General features: G+C 43.0%; 25 protein-coding genes. All 25 read left to right on the top strand.

Translation table 11 applies throughout. The features are described from left to right. The first annotated feature begins 154 nt into the window (after positions 1-154). The 25 genes from HQN88_RS36045 (at position 155) to rpmD (ending at position 14115) form a co-directional block, all read left to right on the top strand. Positions 155-406 (top strand): ribosomal L7Ae/L30e/S12e/Gadd45 family protein, encoded by a 252-nt coding sequence (locus HQN88_RS36045; RefSeq protein WP_173121283.1) that lies wholly within the window; start codon positions 155-157, stop codon positions 404-406. Positions 407-568: 162 nt separating this feature from the next. Beyond that, the gene (rpsL, locus tag HQN88_RS36040; RefSeq protein WP_028557500.1) at positions 569-988 is read left to right on the top strand and encodes a 30S ribosomal protein S12; all 420 of its coding nucleotides are present in this window, start codon (positions 569-571) and stop codon (positions 986-988) included. A 44-nt stretch (positions 989-1032) separates the two neighbouring features. Further along, positions 1033-1503 (top strand): 30S ribosomal protein S7, encoded by a 471-nt coding sequence (gene rpsG, locus HQN88_RS36035; protein ID WP_028557499.1) that lies wholly within the window; start codon positions 1033-1035, stop codon positions 1501-1503. A gap of 39 nt (positions 1504-1542) precedes the next feature. After that, positions 1543-3618, top strand: a complete 2076-nt coding sequence (gene fusA / locus HQN88_RS36030) for an elongation factor G (RefSeq protein ID WP_173121281.1) — start codon at positions 1543-1545, stop codon at positions 3616-3618. Positions 3619-3657: 39 nt separating this feature from the next. Next, complete coding sequence (gene tuf, locus HQN88_RS36025) at positions 3658-4848, top strand: elongation factor Tu (RefSeq protein WP_028557497.1); 1191 nt, start codon at positions 3658-3660, stop codon at positions 4846-4848. Between the two features lie 410 nt (positions 4849-5258). Further along, on the top strand, positions 5259-5567 hold the full coding sequence (rpsJ, locus tag HQN88_RS36020) for a 30S ribosomal protein S10 (RefSeq protein WP_028557496.1): 309 nt from the start codon (positions 5259-5261) through the stop codon (positions 5565-5567). Positions 5568-5610: 43 nt separating this feature from the next. Further along, the gene (gene rplC, locus HQN88_RS36015; RefSeq protein WP_056618299.1) at positions 5611-6234 is read left to right on the top strand and encodes a 50S ribosomal protein L3; all 624 of its coding nucleotides are present in this window, start codon (positions 5611-5613) and stop codon (positions 6232-6234) included. Between the two features lie 16 nt (positions 6235-6250). Continuing rightward, complete coding sequence (gene rplD / locus HQN88_RS36010; RefSeq protein ID WP_056618294.1) at positions 6251-6877, top strand: 50S ribosomal protein L4; 627 nt, start codon at positions 6251-6253, stop codon at positions 6875-6877. After that, positions 6874-7164 (top strand): 50S ribosomal protein L23, encoded by a 291-nt coding sequence (rplW, locus tag HQN88_RS36005; protein WP_056618288.1) that lies wholly within the window; start codon positions 6874-6876, stop codon positions 7162-7164. The genes rplD and rplW overlap by 4 nt, the downstream gene beginning before the upstream one ends. A gap of 29 nt (positions 7165-7193) precedes the next feature. Continuing rightward, complete coding sequence (gene rplB, locus HQN88_RS36000) at positions 7194-8024, top strand: 50S ribosomal protein L2 (RefSeq protein WP_056618285.1); 831 nt, start codon at positions 7194-7196, stop codon at positions 8022-8024. Positions 8025-8072: 48 nt separating this feature from the next. Beyond that, entirely contained in the window at positions 8073-8351 is a 279-nt protein-coding gene (gene rpsS / locus HQN88_RS35995; RefSeq protein ID WP_028557491.1) for a 30S ribosomal protein S19, read from the top strand. Positions 8352-8380: 29 nt separating this feature from the next. Continuing rightward, positions 8381-8713 (top strand): 50S ribosomal protein L22, encoded by a 333-nt coding sequence (gene rplV / locus HQN88_RS35990; RefSeq protein ID WP_028557490.1) that lies wholly within the window; start codon positions 8381-8383, stop codon positions 8711-8713. Positions 8714-8726: 13 nt separating this feature from the next. Beyond that, a complete protein-coding gene (gene rpsC, locus HQN88_RS35985; RefSeq protein WP_028557489.1) occupies positions 8727-9389 on the top strand; it encodes a 30S ribosomal protein S3 in 663 nt (220 codons plus the stop codon). A 3-nt stretch (positions 9390-9392) separates the two neighbouring features. Continuing rightward, positions 9393-9827, top strand: a complete 435-nt coding sequence (gene rplP, locus HQN88_RS35980; RefSeq protein WP_028557488.1) for a 50S ribosomal protein L16 — start codon at positions 9393-9395, stop codon at positions 9825-9827. Beyond that, positions 9817-10014 carry a 50S ribosomal protein L29 gene (gene rpmC, locus HQN88_RS35975; protein WP_028557487.1) on the top strand — a complete coding sequence of 66 codons (198 nt, stop codon included), beginning with the start codon at positions 9817-9819 and terminating at the stop codon, positions 10012-10014. Before rplP ends, rpmC begins: the two co-directional genes overlap by 11 nt. Positions 10015-10041: 27 nt before the next feature. Beyond that, on the top strand, positions 10042-10305 hold the full coding sequence (gene rpsQ, locus HQN88_RS35970) for a 30S ribosomal protein S17 (RefSeq protein WP_028557486.1): 264 nt from the start codon (positions 10042-10044) through the stop codon (positions 10303-10305). Positions 10306-10340: 35 nt separating this feature from the next. Then, positions 10341-10709: a 50S ribosomal protein L14 gene (gene rplN / locus HQN88_RS35965; RefSeq protein ID WP_028557485.1), complete on the top strand. Its 369-nt coding sequence runs from the start codon at positions 10341-10343 to the stop codon at positions 10707-10709. Between the two features lie 55 nt (positions 10710-10764). Then, positions 10765-11118 carry a 50S ribosomal protein L24 gene (gene rplX / locus HQN88_RS35960; RefSeq protein ID WP_081787661.1) on the top strand — a complete coding sequence of 118 codons (354 nt, stop codon included), beginning with the start codon at positions 10765-10767 and terminating at the stop codon, positions 11116-11118. A 33-nt stretch (positions 11119-11151) separates the two neighbouring features. Beyond that, positions 11152-11694, top strand: coding sequence for a 50S ribosomal protein L5 (gene rplE / locus HQN88_RS35955; protein ID WP_056618284.1), 543 nt, complete (start codon positions 11152-11154; stop codon positions 11692-11694). A gap of 36 nt (positions 11695-11730) precedes the next feature. Next, a complete protein-coding gene (locus HQN88_RS35950) occupies positions 11731-11916 on the top strand; it encodes a type Z 30S ribosomal protein S14 (protein ID WP_028557482.1) in 186 nt (61 codons plus the stop codon). A 33-nt stretch (positions 11917-11949) separates the two neighbouring features. Continuing rightward, complete coding sequence (gene rpsH / locus HQN88_RS35945) at positions 11950-12348, top strand: 30S ribosomal protein S8 (RefSeq protein ID WP_028557481.1); 399 nt, start codon at positions 11950-11952, stop codon at positions 12346-12348. Between the two features lie 29 nt (positions 12349-12377). After that, positions 12378-12920 carry a 50S ribosomal protein L6 gene (rplF, locus tag HQN88_RS35940; RefSeq protein ID WP_028557480.1) on the top strand — a complete coding sequence of 181 codons (543 nt, stop codon included), beginning with the start codon at positions 12378-12380 and terminating at the stop codon, positions 12918-12920. Positions 12921-13021: 101 nt separating this feature from the next. Further along, a complete protein-coding gene (rplR, locus tag HQN88_RS35935; protein ID WP_057313450.1) occupies positions 13022-13390 on the top strand; it encodes a 50S ribosomal protein L18 in 369 nt (122 codons plus the stop codon). 27 nt (positions 13391-13417) lie between these two features. Next, the gene (gene rpsE / locus HQN88_RS35930) at positions 13418-13915 is read left to right on the top strand and encodes a 30S ribosomal protein S5 (protein ID WP_056618277.1); all 498 of its coding nucleotides are present in this window, start codon (positions 13418-13420) and stop codon (positions 13913-13915) included. 11 nt (positions 13916-13926) lie between these two features. Then, a complete protein-coding gene (gene rpmD / locus HQN88_RS35925) occupies positions 13927-14115 on the top strand; it encodes a 50S ribosomal protein L30 (RefSeq protein ID WP_056618272.1) in 189 nt (62 codons plus the stop codon). The last annotated feature ends 9 nt before the right edge of the window (positions 14116-14124 follow it).

The following is a 14124-nucleotide window of genomic DNA, read 5'->3' as shown; positions in this document are numbered from 1 at the left end:
GATTAGGGGTGTGCTATCTCTTTTTTATTTAATGAAAAGCTCGTCTGCTTAATAGAAATACTTGAACTAACCCTTGACACTACCCATTCAAAATGATAATATATCGAAGTGTGCCTAAGTCGATATTCTTTCCTTTCTTTGAAGGGGGTGCCTAATGTCTTATGAAATAGTCAAACAGGCGAAGAATAGATGTGTAGGCACGAAGAAGGTTACAAAAACAGTCGAGCAAGGTAAGGCGATAGAAGTTTTTGTTTCTAAAGATGCAGATCCGCGATTGACGATAAATCTGGTAGCTCTCTGTTCGCAGATGGGTGTGCCTGTAACCTACGTAGATTCTATGAAGATGCTAGGTAAAGCATGTGGAATTGAAGTTGGAGCTGCGGTAGCAGCTGTTGTAAATGAATAAGTGCTAAAGGTGTTTTTGTTAGTGGGAGAAGCTTACATAAGTTTTTGTGACTTTGACAGCTCTTCATAACAAAGACTTTCTCTTTGCTCATTTATGACTCGCCTGGATCTGTGGGCTTGCAAGAAGCACATCATGTTATGAATGTAGGGAGGAGGTGGCGATATGCCAACAATTAACCAACTAGTACGTAAAGGTCGTCAAGCGAAGGTGGATAAGTCCAAATCACCAGCTTTACAAAAAGGTTTTAACGCTTTGAAAAGAGAAGCAACGGATTTGAGCGCTCCTCAAAAACGTGGTGTCTGCACGCGTGTAGGTACTATGACTCCTAAGAAGCCTAACTCCGCACTTCGTAAATACGCACGTGTTCGTTTAACGAACCGCGTAGAGGTGACAGCTTATATCCCAGGTATCGGTCACAACCTGCAAGAACACAGTGTTGTATTGATCCGTGGTGGTAGAATTAAAGATCTTCCAGGGGTACGTTATCACATCGTTCGTGGAGCTCTAGATACTTCCGGTGTTAACAACCGTAAGCAATCCCGTTCCAAATACGGTACGAAACGTCCGAAAGTTAAAAAATAAGAGATAATAATCAGGGATGATTCTTATAAGAAAGGGGGATAACTATGCCTCGTAAAGGTCCAGTTACTCGCAGAGACGTATTGCCAGATCCTATTTATAATAGCAAACTAGTTACTCGTCTTATCAACCGTATTATGGTTGATGGAAAAAGAGGGGTAGCACAAACGATTCTATACAACGCTTTTAACCTCGTGAAAGATCGTACAGGTAAAGAGCCGATGGAAGTGTTTGAAGCTGCTATCAAAAACATTATGCCAGTACTAGAAGTTAAAGCTCGCCGTGTTGGTGGAGCAAACTATCAAGTGCCTATCGAAGTTAGACCTGACCGTCGTTCGACATTAGGTTTGCGTTGGTTGGTTAACTATTCCCGTCTTCGCGGTGAGAAGACGATGGAAGAAAGATTGGCTTATGAAATTATCGATGCTAGCAATAGCACAGGGTCTTCAGTTAAGAAACGTGAAGATACACACAAAATGGCTGAAGCTAACAAAGCTTTCGCTCACTACCGTTGGTAGAATTCTAATATAATTAACAGAAAGGAGACATAACGACCTATGGCTAGAGAGTTCTCCTTAAAAAACACACGTAATATCGGGATCATGGCTCATATCGATGCTGGTAAAACGACAACAACAGAGCGTATCTTGTACTACACTGGTAAAGTTCACAAAATCGGGGAAGTGCATGAAGGTGCAGCAACGATGGACTGGATGGAGCAGGAGCAAGAGCGCGGAATCACGATTACTTCCGCCGCTACAACTGCGCAATGGGAAGGTCACCGCATCAATATTATTGATACCCCAGGGCACGTTGACTTTACCGTTGAGGTAGAGCGTTCCCTTCGTGTGTTAGATGGAGCAGTTGGTGTATTTAGTGCGAAAGAGGGCGTTGAACCTCAATCGGAAACAGTTTGGAGACAAGCTGATAAATACAACGTTCCACGGATTGCTTATGTAAACAAAATGGATATCATCGGTGCAGACTTCCTGCAAGTTGTTGAATCCATGCGTTTAAAACTAGGTGCAAATGCAGTAGCTATTCAACTTCCTATCGGTGCTGAGAATGATTTTAAAGGCATCATCGACTTGGTAGAAGAAGTTGCTTATATGTACAAAGATGATCTTGGTAAGGATATCGAGAAAGTCGAAATCCCTGCTGAGTTCAAAGATCAAGTTGCTGAGCTTCGTTTGGAATTAATCGAGAAAGTTGCTGAACTTGATGAAGAGCTTACAATGAAATACCTCGAGGGCGAAGAAATCTCTGTTGATGAGATCAAAGCAGCTCTACGTAAAGGTGTCTGTGATGTTAAAATCTTCCCAGTTATCGTAGGGTCTTCTTACAGAAACAAAGGTGTTCAATTGATGTTGGATGCGGTAATTAATTACCTGCCATCACCACTTGATGTACCTGATATCAAAGGTGTGCTTGACGATGGTACTGAAGTGGTTCGTAAGTCTGCTGATGATCAACCTTTCTCAGCGCTTGCATTCAAAATCATGACAGATCCTTTCGTTGGTCGTCTTACGTTCTTCCGTGTTTACTCTGGTACCTTGAACTCCGGTTCTTATGTCTCTAACGCGACAAAAGGAAAACGTGAGCGCGTTGGTCGTATCCTGCAAATGCATGCGAACAGCCGTCAAGAGATCAGCATTGTATACTCTGGTGATATTGCCGCAGCTGTTGGATTGAAAGATACAACGACTGGTGATACACTTTGTGATGAGAAAAACCCAGTTATTCTTGAGAGAATGGTCTTCCCTGAACCGGTTATCCAGCTTGCTGTTGAACCGAAGACGAAAGCCGATCAAGATAAAATGGGTATCGCATTGCAAAAACTTGCTGAAGAAGATCCTACTTTCCGTGCTTCTACAGACGAAGAAACAGGACAAACGATCATCGCGGGTATGGGTGAGCTTCACCTTGAAATACTAGTTGACCGTATGCTTCGTGAGTTCAAAGTTGAAACCAATGTAGGTAAACCACAAGTTGCTTATCGCGAAACATTCCGTGCAGCAGCTAAAGTTGAAGGTAAATTCGTTCGTCAATCCGGTGGTCGTGGTCAATACGGACATTGTTGGGTTGAGTTCGAACCACAAGAAGCTGGTACAGGTTTCATCTTCGAAAACAAAGTTGTGGGCGGATCTATTCCTAGAGAATATATCGCACCTATTCAAGCTGGTATCGAAGAGTCCATGAAGAACGGTGTAATCGCAGGATTCCCACTTGTGGATATCAAAGCTACAGTAGTTGATGGATCTTACCATGATGTTGACTCCAATGAAATGGCGTTCAAAATCGCGGGTTCCATGGCGCTTAAAGCAGCGAAAGAAAAATGTAAACCGGTTCTTCTTGAGCCAATCATGAAGGTTGAAGTTACTGTACCAGAAGAGTACATGGGCGATGTTATGGGTGACCTTAACTCCCGTCGTGGACGTATTGAAGGTATGGATAGCCGTCATGGAGCGCAAGTTATTCGTGCTAAGGTGCCTTTGTCCGAAATGTTTGGATATTCCACAACACTTCGTTCAAGAACTCAAGGCCGTGGCGTATACTCCATGGAACTTTCACATTATGAAGAAGTACCTAAGTCCATTGCAGAAGAAATTATTGCAAAAGGCAAAGGCGCTTAATATAAAAATACTAGTTACTCTAAGGAGGAATCGTTTAAAATGGCAAAGGCTAAATTTGAACGTAACAAACCGCATGTTAACATCGGAACTATTGGTCACGTCGATCATGGTAAAACAACTTTGACAGCTGCTATCACAACAGTATTGTCCAAAAGATACGGTGGAGCTGCAGTAGCATTCGACCAAATCGATAAAGCACCAGAAGAGCGCGAGCGCGGTATCACAATCTCCACAGCTCACGTTGAGTACGAAACTCCTAACCGTCACTACGCACACGTAGACTGCCCAGGACATGCTGACTATGTTAAAAACATGATCACTGGTGCTGCTCAAATGGACGGCGCTATCCTAGTTGTTTCCGCAGCTGATGGCCCTATGCCACAAACGCGTGAGCACATTCTTCTTTCCCGTCAAGTAGGCGTACCATACATCGTGGTATTCCTTAACAAATGTGACATGGTTGAAGACGAAGAGTTGCTTGAATTGGTTGAGATGGAAGTTCGCGACCTTCTTAACGAATATGAGTTCCCAGGCGATGATACTCCAATCATCCGTGGAGCAGCTCGTGAAGCTCTTCAAAACCCAGATGGTCCTTGGGCTGACAAAATCATCGAGTTGTTCGAGCAAGTTGATACTTACATCCCAACTCCTGAACGTCAAACAGACAAACCTTTCCTTATGCCAGTTGAGGATGTATTCTCAATCACTGGTCGTGGAACAGTTGCAACTGGTCGTGTTGAGCGTGGTACTGTTAAAGTACAAGAAGAAGTTGAAATCGTTGGTATCGCTGAAGAAACTCGTAAATGCATCGTAACTGGTGTAGAGATGTTCCGTAAATTGCTTGATTCCGCTCAAGCTGGTGACAACATTGGAGCATTGCTTCGTGGTGTTGATCGTAAAGATATCGAGCGTGGACAAGTTCTTGCGAAACCGGGTTCAGTTAAACCACACACGAACTTCACAGCACAAATCTACGTTCTAACTAAAGAAGAGGGTGGCCGTCATAAGCCTTTCTTCACTGGTTACCGTCCACAGTTCTACTTCCGTACAACTGATGTAACGGGTATCATCTCCCTTCCAGAAGGTACTGAGATGGTTATGCCAGGTGATAACATCACAGTTACTGTAGAACTAATCAACCCAATCGCAATCGAAGAAGGAACACGCTTCGCGATTCGTGAAGGCGGACGTACAGTTGGTGCGGGCGCGGTTGCTACAATTCAAAAGTAATCTCTCTTAGAGAGATCGAAACATCCATCGATTTATCGGTGGGTGTTTTTTTGTTTACTGATAACCGCGGCTGTGATAATGCAGTTTACTGCTAAGAATGACTGGAAACAGAATGCAGTGGTTTTAATAATAATCTTTTATTATAATGTAGAAACGGATTGAGGGAACGACAGCGGAGTGTTACTTATATAGAAGAGAAAAGTACTTATAAATAATTTTGTGCATTAGCCTAAAATTTCACTTGCTTTTCGTTTTATAATTTTATATAATATTAAACGTTGGTCTGTGACGTTGCGATGATGCGAAAGGTTGCCGACACACCAGGCCCCTTTGCCATGGGGATGGCTGTTGGAGAATTTTCGCGGAGTATGTCCGATAATAAATTGGGCGATAGAAGGAGGGACTTTTAAATGGCAAAGCAAAAAATTCGTATCCGTTTGAAGGCTTATGATCACAGAATTATTGATCAATCAGCTGAGAAAATCGTGGAAACTGCCAAGCGTTCCGGTGCAGGTGTATCCGGTCCGATTCCGCTTCCGACAGAGAAGCAAATCATCACGATTCTTCGTGCGGTGCACAAGTACAAGGATTCGCGTGAGCAATTCGAAATGCGTACGCATAAGCGTCTAATCGATATTGTGAATCCAACACCACAAACAGTTGATGCTCTAATGCGTCTAGACTTACCGTCTGGCGTTGACATCGAGATCAAACTGTAAAACAACTATAGAGTTAACAATGGAAGGAAATGAGGTGTCAACGATGAAAGGTATCTTAGGGAAAAAACTTGGGATGACACAGTTGTTTACTCCGGAGGGTAATGTTGTTCCGGTAACTGTCATTCAAGCAGGACCATGTGTGGTACTGCAAAAGAAAGATGTGGATAACGATGGTTATGAGTCGATCCAAATCGGTTTTGATGATGTAAAAGCTAGCCGTATCATTAAACCAGAGCTTGGCCATGCGAAAAAAGCAGGGGCAACGCCTAAGCGCTACGTTAAAGAAATTCGTGGCATTCAGTTGGGTGACTATGAAGTTGGTCAAGAGCTGAAAGCAGATCTGTTCGCAGAGGGCGAATTCGTTGATGTAACGGGTACTTCCAAAGGTAAAGGTTTCCAAGGTAACATCAAAAGACATAACCAATCCACTGGGCCAATGGCACACGGATCACGTTATCACCGCGGACCAGGTTCGATGGGTTCCATTCAAGCAAACCGCGTTCCTAAAGGTAAGAAATTGCCAGGACATATGGGTAACGAAACGGTAACATTGCAAAATCTTCAAATCATTAAAGTAGATGCTGAGCGTAATGTATTGCTAGTTAAAGGTTCCATTCCGGGTCCTAAAAACAGCTACGTTAGCGTGAAGTCTGCTGTTAAAAAGTAAGAAAGGAGGAAGACAGATGCCAAAAGTAGCTTTATATAATGTAACAGGTGCTCAGGTAGGAGAGATTGAACTGTCTGACGTTGTTTTCGGAATTGAGCCTCACGTTCATGCGATTCACGAAGCTGTTCTTTTGCAACAAGCAGCTGTTCGTCAAGGAACTCACAAAACAAAAGGTCGTTCAGAAGTTCGCGGCGGTGGTCGTAAACCTTGGAAACAAAAAGGTACAGGTCGTGCGCGTCAAGGTAGTATTCGTGCTCCACAGTGGAAAGGCGGCGGTACCGTATTCGGACCAACTCCTCGTAGCTATGGTTTCAAATTGCCAAGAAAAGTTCGTCGCTTAGCGATCAAATCTGCTTTGTCCTCGAAACTTATCGATAACAACTTGATCGTTCTGGATCAACTTCAATTGAATGCTCCGAAAACGAAAGAATTCGTTGCTATTTTGAACAACCTGAAAGTAGATACAAAAGTACTAGTTGTAGGCGTTCCTAACGACTCCAATGTAGCATTATCTGCTCGTAATATCCCAGGTGTGAAATTTGTTGCTGCTGATGGAGTTAACGTTCTTGATGTCATGCTTTATGACAAATTGATCTTAACGCAAGAGGCTGTACAGAAAGTTGAGGAGGTGCTTGCACAATGAAAAATCCACGCGACATTATCAAGCGCCCGATCATCACTGAGCGTACAAGCGACCTAATGGCTAACAAAAAGTATGTTTTCGAAGTGGATCTTCGCGCTAACAAAACAGAAATTAAACAAGCTATCGAAGCAATCTTCAAAGTGAAAGTTACAAATGTAAACACACTCAGAATGCCAGCTAAGCCTAAACGTTATGGCAAACACTCTGGTTACACTTCCATCTGGAAGAAAGCTATCGTGTCCCTAAGCGCTGAGAGCAAAGAATTGGAATTCTTCGAAACGGTATAACCCATTTCTTAAAGTAAGGAGGAAACAGAGTGCCAATTAAAAAATACAAACCAACCTCACCAGCTCGTCGTGCGATGTCGGTTTCTACATTTGAAGAAATCACAACATCAACACCCGAGAAATCATTGCTTGCTCCTTTGTTCAAGCATGCTGGCCGTAACAACCAAGGTAAAATTACGGTTCGTCACCACGGTGGTGGACACAAGCGTAAATACCGTATTATCGATTTTAAACGTACTAAAGATGGAATACCAGGACGCGTTGCTACAGTTGAGTACGATCCTAACCGTTCCGCGAACATCGCATTGATTCATTATGCTGATGGCGAGAAAAAATACATCATCGCTCCTAAAGGTCTTAAAGTGGACGATCGTATCGTTTCTGGACCACAAGCAGATATCAAAGTAGGTAACGCTCTTCCATTGGAAAACATTCCAGTTGGTACAGTTATCCACAACATTGAGTTGAAACCTGGTAAAGGTGCACAACTTGTGCGCGCAGCTGGTACTGAAGCTCAATTGCTTGGTAAAGAAGAATCATACGTTACAATTCGCCTTTCATCCGGTGAAGTTCGCAAAGTACTAAAAGTTTGCCGCGCAACAATCGGTTCTGTTGGTAACGAAGATCACGAGCTCGTGAAAATCGGTAAAGCAGGACGTAATCGTTGGAAAGGCAATCGTCCTCAAGTTCGTGGGGTTGTTATGAACCCGAATGATCACCCACACGGTGGTGGTGAAGGACGCGCACCAATCGGACGTAAATCACCTATGTCTCCATGGGGTAAACCGACGCTTGGTTTCAAAACTCGTAAAAAAGGTAAAGCATCCGATAAATACATTGTACGTCGTCGTACGAAGTAATCTAGGATATAGACATTCTCTTGAGGTTCAAGGAAGGGAGGAACACCCATGGGTCGCAGCTTAAAGAAGGGTCCATTTATCGATGGTCACTTACTGAAAAAAGTAGAAGACTTAAACACTTCTGGCAAGAAATTAGTTGTCAAAACGTGGTCCCGTCGTTCTACAATTTACCCGCAATTCGTTGGTCACACTTTCGGAGTATATGACGGAAGAAAACACGTGCCAGTATATGTAACGGAAGATATGGTTGGGCATAAGCTTGGTGAATTTGCTCCAACACGTACGTATAAAGGTCACGATGACGATAAGAAAACCGGAAAACGTTAATTCATTTTTAACCGAGAGGAGGTACTACCATGCAAGCTAAAGCAATATTGAACCACGCTCGGATTGCTCCTCGTAAAGCAAAGCTAGTTGTTGACTTGATTCGGGGAAAAGCGGTAGGTGAAGCGATCGCAATTTTGCGTCATACACCAAAAGCAGCTTCTCCAATTCTGGAGAAACTATTGAATTCCGCAATTGCCAATGCAGAGCATAACTATTCATTAGATCCAAACAAACTTGTTGTTTCCGAGACTTTCGTAAATCAAGGGCCAACAATGAAAAGATTCCAACAACGTGCAATGGGCCGCGCTAGCGCGATCAAAAAACGTACCAGCCACATCACAATCGTGGTATCTGAAAAATAAGGAGGGGTAACGTGTGGGTCAGAAAGTACACCCGATAGGTTTTAGAATTGGTGTCATTCGTGATTGGGAGTCCAAATGGTTCGCAGAAAAAGATTTCGGAACTCTGCTGCTTGAAGACGTCAAAATCCGCGAATACTTAAAGAATAAACTTAAAGATTCTGCAGTTTCCCATATCGATATCGAGCGCGCGGCTAACCGTGTTAACGTTACGATTCATACTGCTAAACCAGGAATGGTTATTGGTAAAGGCGGAGCTGAAGTTGAAGTTATTCGTAACTACATCGCAGCTATGTCGAACAAAAAAGTTCATATCAACATTTCTGAAATTAAACACCCTGATCTTGATGCTATCCTAGTAGCTGAAGCAGTTGCACTTCAATTAGAGCGTCGTGTTTCTTTCCGTCGTGCTATGAAACAAGCAATGCAAAGAACTATGAGATCCGGAGCAAAAGGTATCAAAGTTGCAACTAGCGGACGTCTTGGCGGTGCTGAGATTGCTCGTACGGAAGGATATAGCGAAGGAACTGTTCCACTTCATACACTTCGTGCGGATATCGACTATGGTACGGCTGAAGCAGCCACTACTTATGGACGTATTGGTGTAAAAGTATGGATTTATCGTGGAGAAGTGCTTCCGACAGCTAAGAAAAAGGCTCAGCCGGAAGGAGGAAATTAAATCATGTTAGTACCTAAACGTGTAAAACACCGTAAAGAACACCGCGGTAACATGAAAGGTCGCGCTAAAGGCGGTACGGAAGTTGCTTTTGGCGAATATGGTCTGCAAGCGGTAGAACCGGCTTGGGTTTCCAACCGTCAAATCGAAGCAGCTCGTATTGCCATGACACGTTACATCAAACGTGGCGGTAAAGTATGGATTAAAATTTTCCCAGCTAAACCAGTTACACAAAAGCCGCTTGAAGTTCGTATGGGTAGTGGTAAAGGTAGCGTGGAAAAATGGGTTGCCGTAGTAAAACCGGGCAAAATTTTGTTTGAATTAGCAGGTGTAAGCGAAGAGGTTGCTCGCGAAGCAATGCGTCTTGCAGCTCACAAGCTTCCAATCAAAACGAAGTTCGTGAAAAGAGAAGAAGTAGGCGGTGAAGCAAATGAAGGGTAGTGAATTCCGGAACTTAACCACTGCTGAAATCGAGCAAAAAGTTAATGGTTTTAAAGAAGAACTCTTTAACCTCCGTTTTCAACTAGCTACTGGTCAATTGGACAACCCGACTCAGATTCGTGATTTGCGTAAAGAGATCGCTCGTGCCAAGACTATTTTGCGTGAAAGAGAACTGGGTATTGGGTAACCAAATCTAGAAGGGAGTGTTCCTTAGATGACTGAACGTAACGATCGTAAAGTTCTGATCGGTAAGGTTGTCAGTGATAAAATGGATAAAACCATTGTTGTTGCTGTTGAAACTTACAAAAAGCATGAACTCTACCACAAACGAATTAAATCAACAAAAAAATTCAAAGCACATGACGAAAACAACCAAGCTAAGATTGGTGACACTGTGAAAATCAGTGAAACTAGACCGTTGTCCAAAGATAAAAGTTGGAGACTGGTTGAAATTCTTGAAGTGGCAGTTGTTATCTAATATTCTAGATATGAACCCCGAAAGGAGGGAATACGATGATTCAACCATTTACTCGTTTGGCTGTCGCTGACAACTCAGGTGCGAAACAATTAATGTGTATCCGCGTTTTGGGTGGTACTGGTCGTCGCGTTGGTCACATTGGTGATTTGATCGTATGTTCAGTAAAAGAAGCAACACCAGGTGGCGTTGTCAAAAAAGGTGACGTTGTTAAAGCAGTTATCGTTCGTACGAAGAGCGGTGCTCGCCGTAAAGACGGTTCATATATCTCATTTGATGAGAATGCAGCTGTTATCGTGAAAGAAGATAAGAGCCCACGTGGTACTCGTATCTTCGGACCAGTTGCTCGCGAACTTCGCGATAGAGACTTCATGAAGATCGTATCCTTGGCTCCAGAAGTTATCTAAGACGTGTTACGATGTTGTTTTCCATTGTGGAGAACCCCAGGAGGTGTAGAAGCTAATGCCAAGACTTAAAAAGAGACTAGAATCTCATAACAATAAATTGCACGTGAAAAAAGACGATACTGTTTTCGTTATCACTGGCAAAGACAAAGGTAAGAAAGGCCGCGTTATCGCTGCTTACCCTCGTCAAAATCGTGTTCTTGTTGAAGGTGTAAACATGGTTAAGAAACATGCGAAACCATCCCAACTTAACCCACAAGGCGGTATCTTGAATCAAGAAGCTGCGATCCACGTTTCTAACGTGATGCTAATTGATCCTAAGAGCGGCAAACCTACTCGCGTAGGATACAAAGTATTAGATAACGGAACGAAAGTTCGTATCGCGAAAAAATCCGGCGAAGTTATCGACTAATACACACATGTATGGAAAGGAGGAAACTAAGTTATGGCAGTAAGATTGAAAGATCGTTACTTGAACGAGATTACACCAGCATTAATTCAAAAGTTCAACTACACGACAGTAATGCAAGTACCGAAAATTGAGAAAGTTGTAATCAACATGGGTGTTGGTGAAGCTGTTTCAAACTCCAAAGTACTAGATACTGCAGTAGAAGATCTTCAAAAGATCTCTGGTCAAAAACCAGTTGTAACAAAATCCAAAAAAGCGATCGCGGGTTTCAAACTTCGCGAAAACATGCCGATTGGTGCGAAAGTAACTCTTCGCGGTGAGCGCATGTACCACTTCTTGGACAAATTATTTAACGTATCACTTCCACGTGTACGTGACTTCCGCGGTATTTCCAACAAAGCATTTGATGGTCGTGGTAACTACACGCTTGGTTTGAAAGAACAACTCATTTTCCCTGAAATTGAGTATGATAAAATTGATAAAGTTCGTGGTATGGATATTGTTATCGTAACGACGGCTAAGTCCGACGAGGAAGCTCGCGAGCTTTTAACACAACTCGGAGCGCCTTTCGTAAAATAGGTTACCAGTCGTACCTATCAGGAGGTGTTATATTAAGTGGCAAAAACTTCGATGAAAGTCAAACAGCAACGTACCCCGAAGTTTAAAGTGCAAGCATACACACGTTGCGAGCGCTGCGGACGTCCGCATTCAGTGCTTCGCAAGTTCAAAATTTGTCGGATTTGTTTCCGCGAATTAGCACACTTGGGTCAGATTCCAGGCGTGAAAAAAGCAAGCTGGTAATCACCCTATTTTCGGGAAGGAGGTTTACACAAAATGGTCATGTCAGATCCTATTGCAGATATGCTAACACGCATTCGTAATGCGAACATCGTACGTCATGAGACAGTTGAAATCCCAGCTTCAAAAGTGAAGAGGGAAATCGCTGAAATCCTTAAAAAAGAAGGATTTATCCGTGATGCTGAGTACGTTCAAGATAGCAAACAAGGTATCATTCGTTTGTTCCTGAAATATGGTTCAAACAATGAGCGTGTTATCTCTGGTTTGAAAAGAATTTCGAAACCAGGTCTACGCGTTTATACAAAATCACAAGAAGTCCCTCGTGTTCTGGGCGGATTAGGGATTGCCATCATCTCCACGTCTCAAGGAGTTATGACGGATAAAGATGCTCGTCAATCCAAAGCTGGCGGAGAGGTTATCTGCTACGTTTGGTAATACAATTGTAATTGAATGGAGGTGCAAACATGTCTCGTATTGGTCGTAAGCCAATCACCATTCCAAGTGGTGTAAATGTAACACTAGACAATACTCAAATCACGGTTAGTGGACCTAAAGGTTCCCTGTCCCGTGTACTTCATACTGATATGAAAGTTAACGTTCTAGAAAACGAGATTTCCGTTGAGCGTCCTTCCGATAACAAACTCCACCGTTCCCTGCATGGTACAACACGTAGTGTTGTTGCCAACATGGTAAGTGGTGTTACGGAAGGTTTCACGAAATCTTTGGATCTAGTAGGCGTAGGTTACCGTGCAAACAAAAGCGGTGACAAATTGGTTCTTAACGTTGGGTACTCCCATCCAGTTGAAATCAACCCTGAAAACGGCATTGAGTTCGATGTTCCAACGAACACGAAAATCATCGTTAAAGGTATTGATAAAGAGCTAGTTGGCGCAATGGCAGCGAAAGTTCGTTCCGTACGTGAACCAGAGCCGTATAAAGGTAAAGGTATCAAGTATGAAGGCGAACGCATTCTTCGTAAAGAAGGTAAAGCTGGTAAGAAGAAATAAGATCGAAAGATCGCGGGTAATAGCTAAGAGTTTTCGAATGAAAACTTGCTACGTAAGCATAAGCCTCGCATCATAAGATGATGAAAGGAGTGTAAGTATAGATGATTACTAAAAGCGATAAAAATAAAGCTCGTCTGAAAAGACACCTTCGTGTTCGTAAGAAAATTGAAGGTACAACTCTTCGCCCACGTTTGAACATCTTCCGTTCTTCCAAACATATGTATGCTCAACTTATCGATGATACAACTGGTGCAACTATCGTTGCAGCATCAACACAAGATAAAGAGCTTAAAAGTGAAGTAGGTAACGGTGGAAACGTTGAAGCTGCTCGTAAAGTTGGCGCATTGATTGCGGCACGTGCTAAAGAAAAAGGTGTAGTACAAGTGGTTTTTGACCGCGGTGGATACCTTTATCATGGACGTGTTCAAGCATTGGCTGATGCAGCTCGTGAAGCTGGACTTGAATTCTAGAAATACATTAATAAGGAGGTAAAAGACTTGCGTGTAGATCCTAATACTTTAGAGCTAACAGAAAAAGTCGTAAATATTAATCGCGTAGCTAAAGTAGTAAAAGGCGGACGTCGTTTCAGCTTCAGCGCACTTGTTGTCGTTGGCGATGGCAATGGCTGGGTTGGTGCAGGAATCGGTAAAGCTTCCGAAGTTCCAGATGCAATCCGTAAAGGCATTGAAGATGCGAAAAAGAACTTGATTCATGTTCCTATCGTAGGCACTTCGATTCCTCACCTTGTTACTGGTAAATTTGGCGCGGGACGCGTTCTATTGAAACCAGCATCCCAAGGTACAGGAGTTATCGCAGGCGGACCAGTTCGTGCAGTACTTGAACTTGCTGGTGTAGGCGATATCTTGACAAAATCCCTAGGTTCATCGAACTCCATGAACATGGTTAACGCTACGCTTGAAGGCTTAAGCCGCTTGAAAAAAGCGGAAGAAGTTGCAAAGCTTCGTGGTAAAACTGTTCAAGAGCTATTAGGTTAGGAGGGGTATACATGGCTAAACAATTACAAGTTACCCTAAAACGCAGCTTGATCGGCCGCCCTGAAACGCAACGCATTACAGTGAAAACTCTTGGTCTTCGTAAGATTAACCAAACTGTTCTTCACCAAGATAATGCTGCAATCAGAGGAATGGTTAACCAAGTGAGCCATTTGGTAGAAGTTAAAGAAATCGAAGCATAGTAATACGAA

Source organism: Paenibacillus qinlingensis (genome assembly GCF_013204845.1).
GTDB classification, from domain to species: domain Bacteria; phylum Bacillota; class Bacilli; order Paenibacillales; family NBRC-103111; genus Paenibacillus_E; species Paenibacillus_E qinlingensis.
The sequence above is the reverse complement of the archived record's forward strand: the minus strand, read 5'-3'. Positions and strand labels throughout refer to the sequence as shown.

Bases quoted from the DNA above. Each gene is read 5' to 3' on its own strand.
- rplR (WP_057313450.1), top strand. From the start codon at position 13,022: ATGATTACTAAAAGCGATAAAAATAAAGCTCGTCTGAAAAGACACCTT.
- rpsL (WP_028557500.1), top strand. From the start codon at position 569: ATGCCAACAATTAACCAACTAGTACGTAAAGGTCGTCAAGCGAAGGTG.
- rplX (WP_081787661.1), top strand. From the start codon at position 10,765: ATGCCAAGACTTAAAAAGAGACTAGAATCTCATAACAATAAATTGCAC.
- rplW (WP_056618288.1), top strand. From the start codon at position 6,874: ATGAAAAATCCACGCGACATTATCAAGCGCCCGATCATCACTGAGCGT.
- HQN88_RS36045 (WP_173121283.1), top strand. From the start codon at position 155: ATGTCTTATGAAATAGTCAAACAGGCGAAGAATAGATGTGTAGGCACG.
- rpsH (WP_028557481.1), top strand. From the start codon at position 11,950: ATGGTCATGTCAGATCCTATTGCAGATATGCTAACACGCATTCGTAAT.
- rplE (WP_056618284.1), top strand. From the start codon at position 11,152: ATGGCAGTAAGATTGAAAGATCGTTACTTGAACGAGATTACACCAGCA.
- rplN (WP_028557485.1), top strand. From the start codon at position 10,341: ATGATTCAACCATTTACTCGTTTGGCTGTCGCTGACAACTCAGGTGCG.
- rpsG (WP_028557499.1), top strand. From the start codon at position 1,033: ATGCCTCGTAAAGGTCCAGTTACTCGCAGAGACGTATTGCCAGATCCT.
- rplD (WP_056618294.1), top strand. From the start codon at position 6,251: ATGCCAAAAGTAGCTTTATATAATGTAACAGGTGCTCAGGTAGGAGAG.
- rpmD (WP_056618272.1), top strand. From the start codon at position 13,927: ATGGCTAAACAATTACAAGTTACCCTAAAACGCAGCTTGATCGGCCGC.
- rplC (WP_056618299.1), top strand. From the start codon at position 5,611: ATGAAAGGTATCTTAGGGAAAAAACTTGGGATGACACAGTTGTTTACT.
- fusA (WP_173121281.1), top strand. From the start codon at position 1,543: ATGGCTAGAGAGTTCTCCTTAAAAAACACACGTAATATCGGGATCATG.
- rplV (WP_028557490.1), top strand. From the start codon at position 8,381: ATGCAAGCTAAAGCAATATTGAACCACGCTCGGATTGCTCCTCGTAAA.
- rplP (WP_028557488.1), top strand. From the start codon at position 9,393: ATGTTAGTACCTAAACGTGTAAAACACCGTAAAGAACACCGCGGTAAC.
- tuf (WP_028557497.1), top strand. From the start codon at position 3,658: ATGGCAAAGGCTAAATTTGAACGTAACAAACCGCATGTTAACATCGGA.
- rplF (WP_028557480.1), top strand. From the start codon at position 12,378: ATGTCTCGTATTGGTCGTAAGCCAATCACCATTCCAAGTGGTGTAAAT.
- rpsS (WP_028557491.1), top strand. From the start codon at position 8,073: ATGGGTCGCAGCTTAAAGAAGGGTCCATTTATCGATGGTCACTTACTG.
- rpsJ (WP_028557496.1), top strand. From the start codon at position 5,259: ATGGCAAAGCAAAAAATTCGTATCCGTTTGAAGGCTTATGATCACAGA.
- rpsQ (WP_028557486.1), top strand. From the start codon at position 10,042: ATGACTGAACGTAACGATCGTAAAGTTCTGATCGGTAAGGTTGTCAGT.
- rpmC (WP_028557487.1), top strand. From the start codon at position 9,817: ATGAAGGGTAGTGAATTCCGGAACTTAACCACTGCTGAAATCGAGCAA.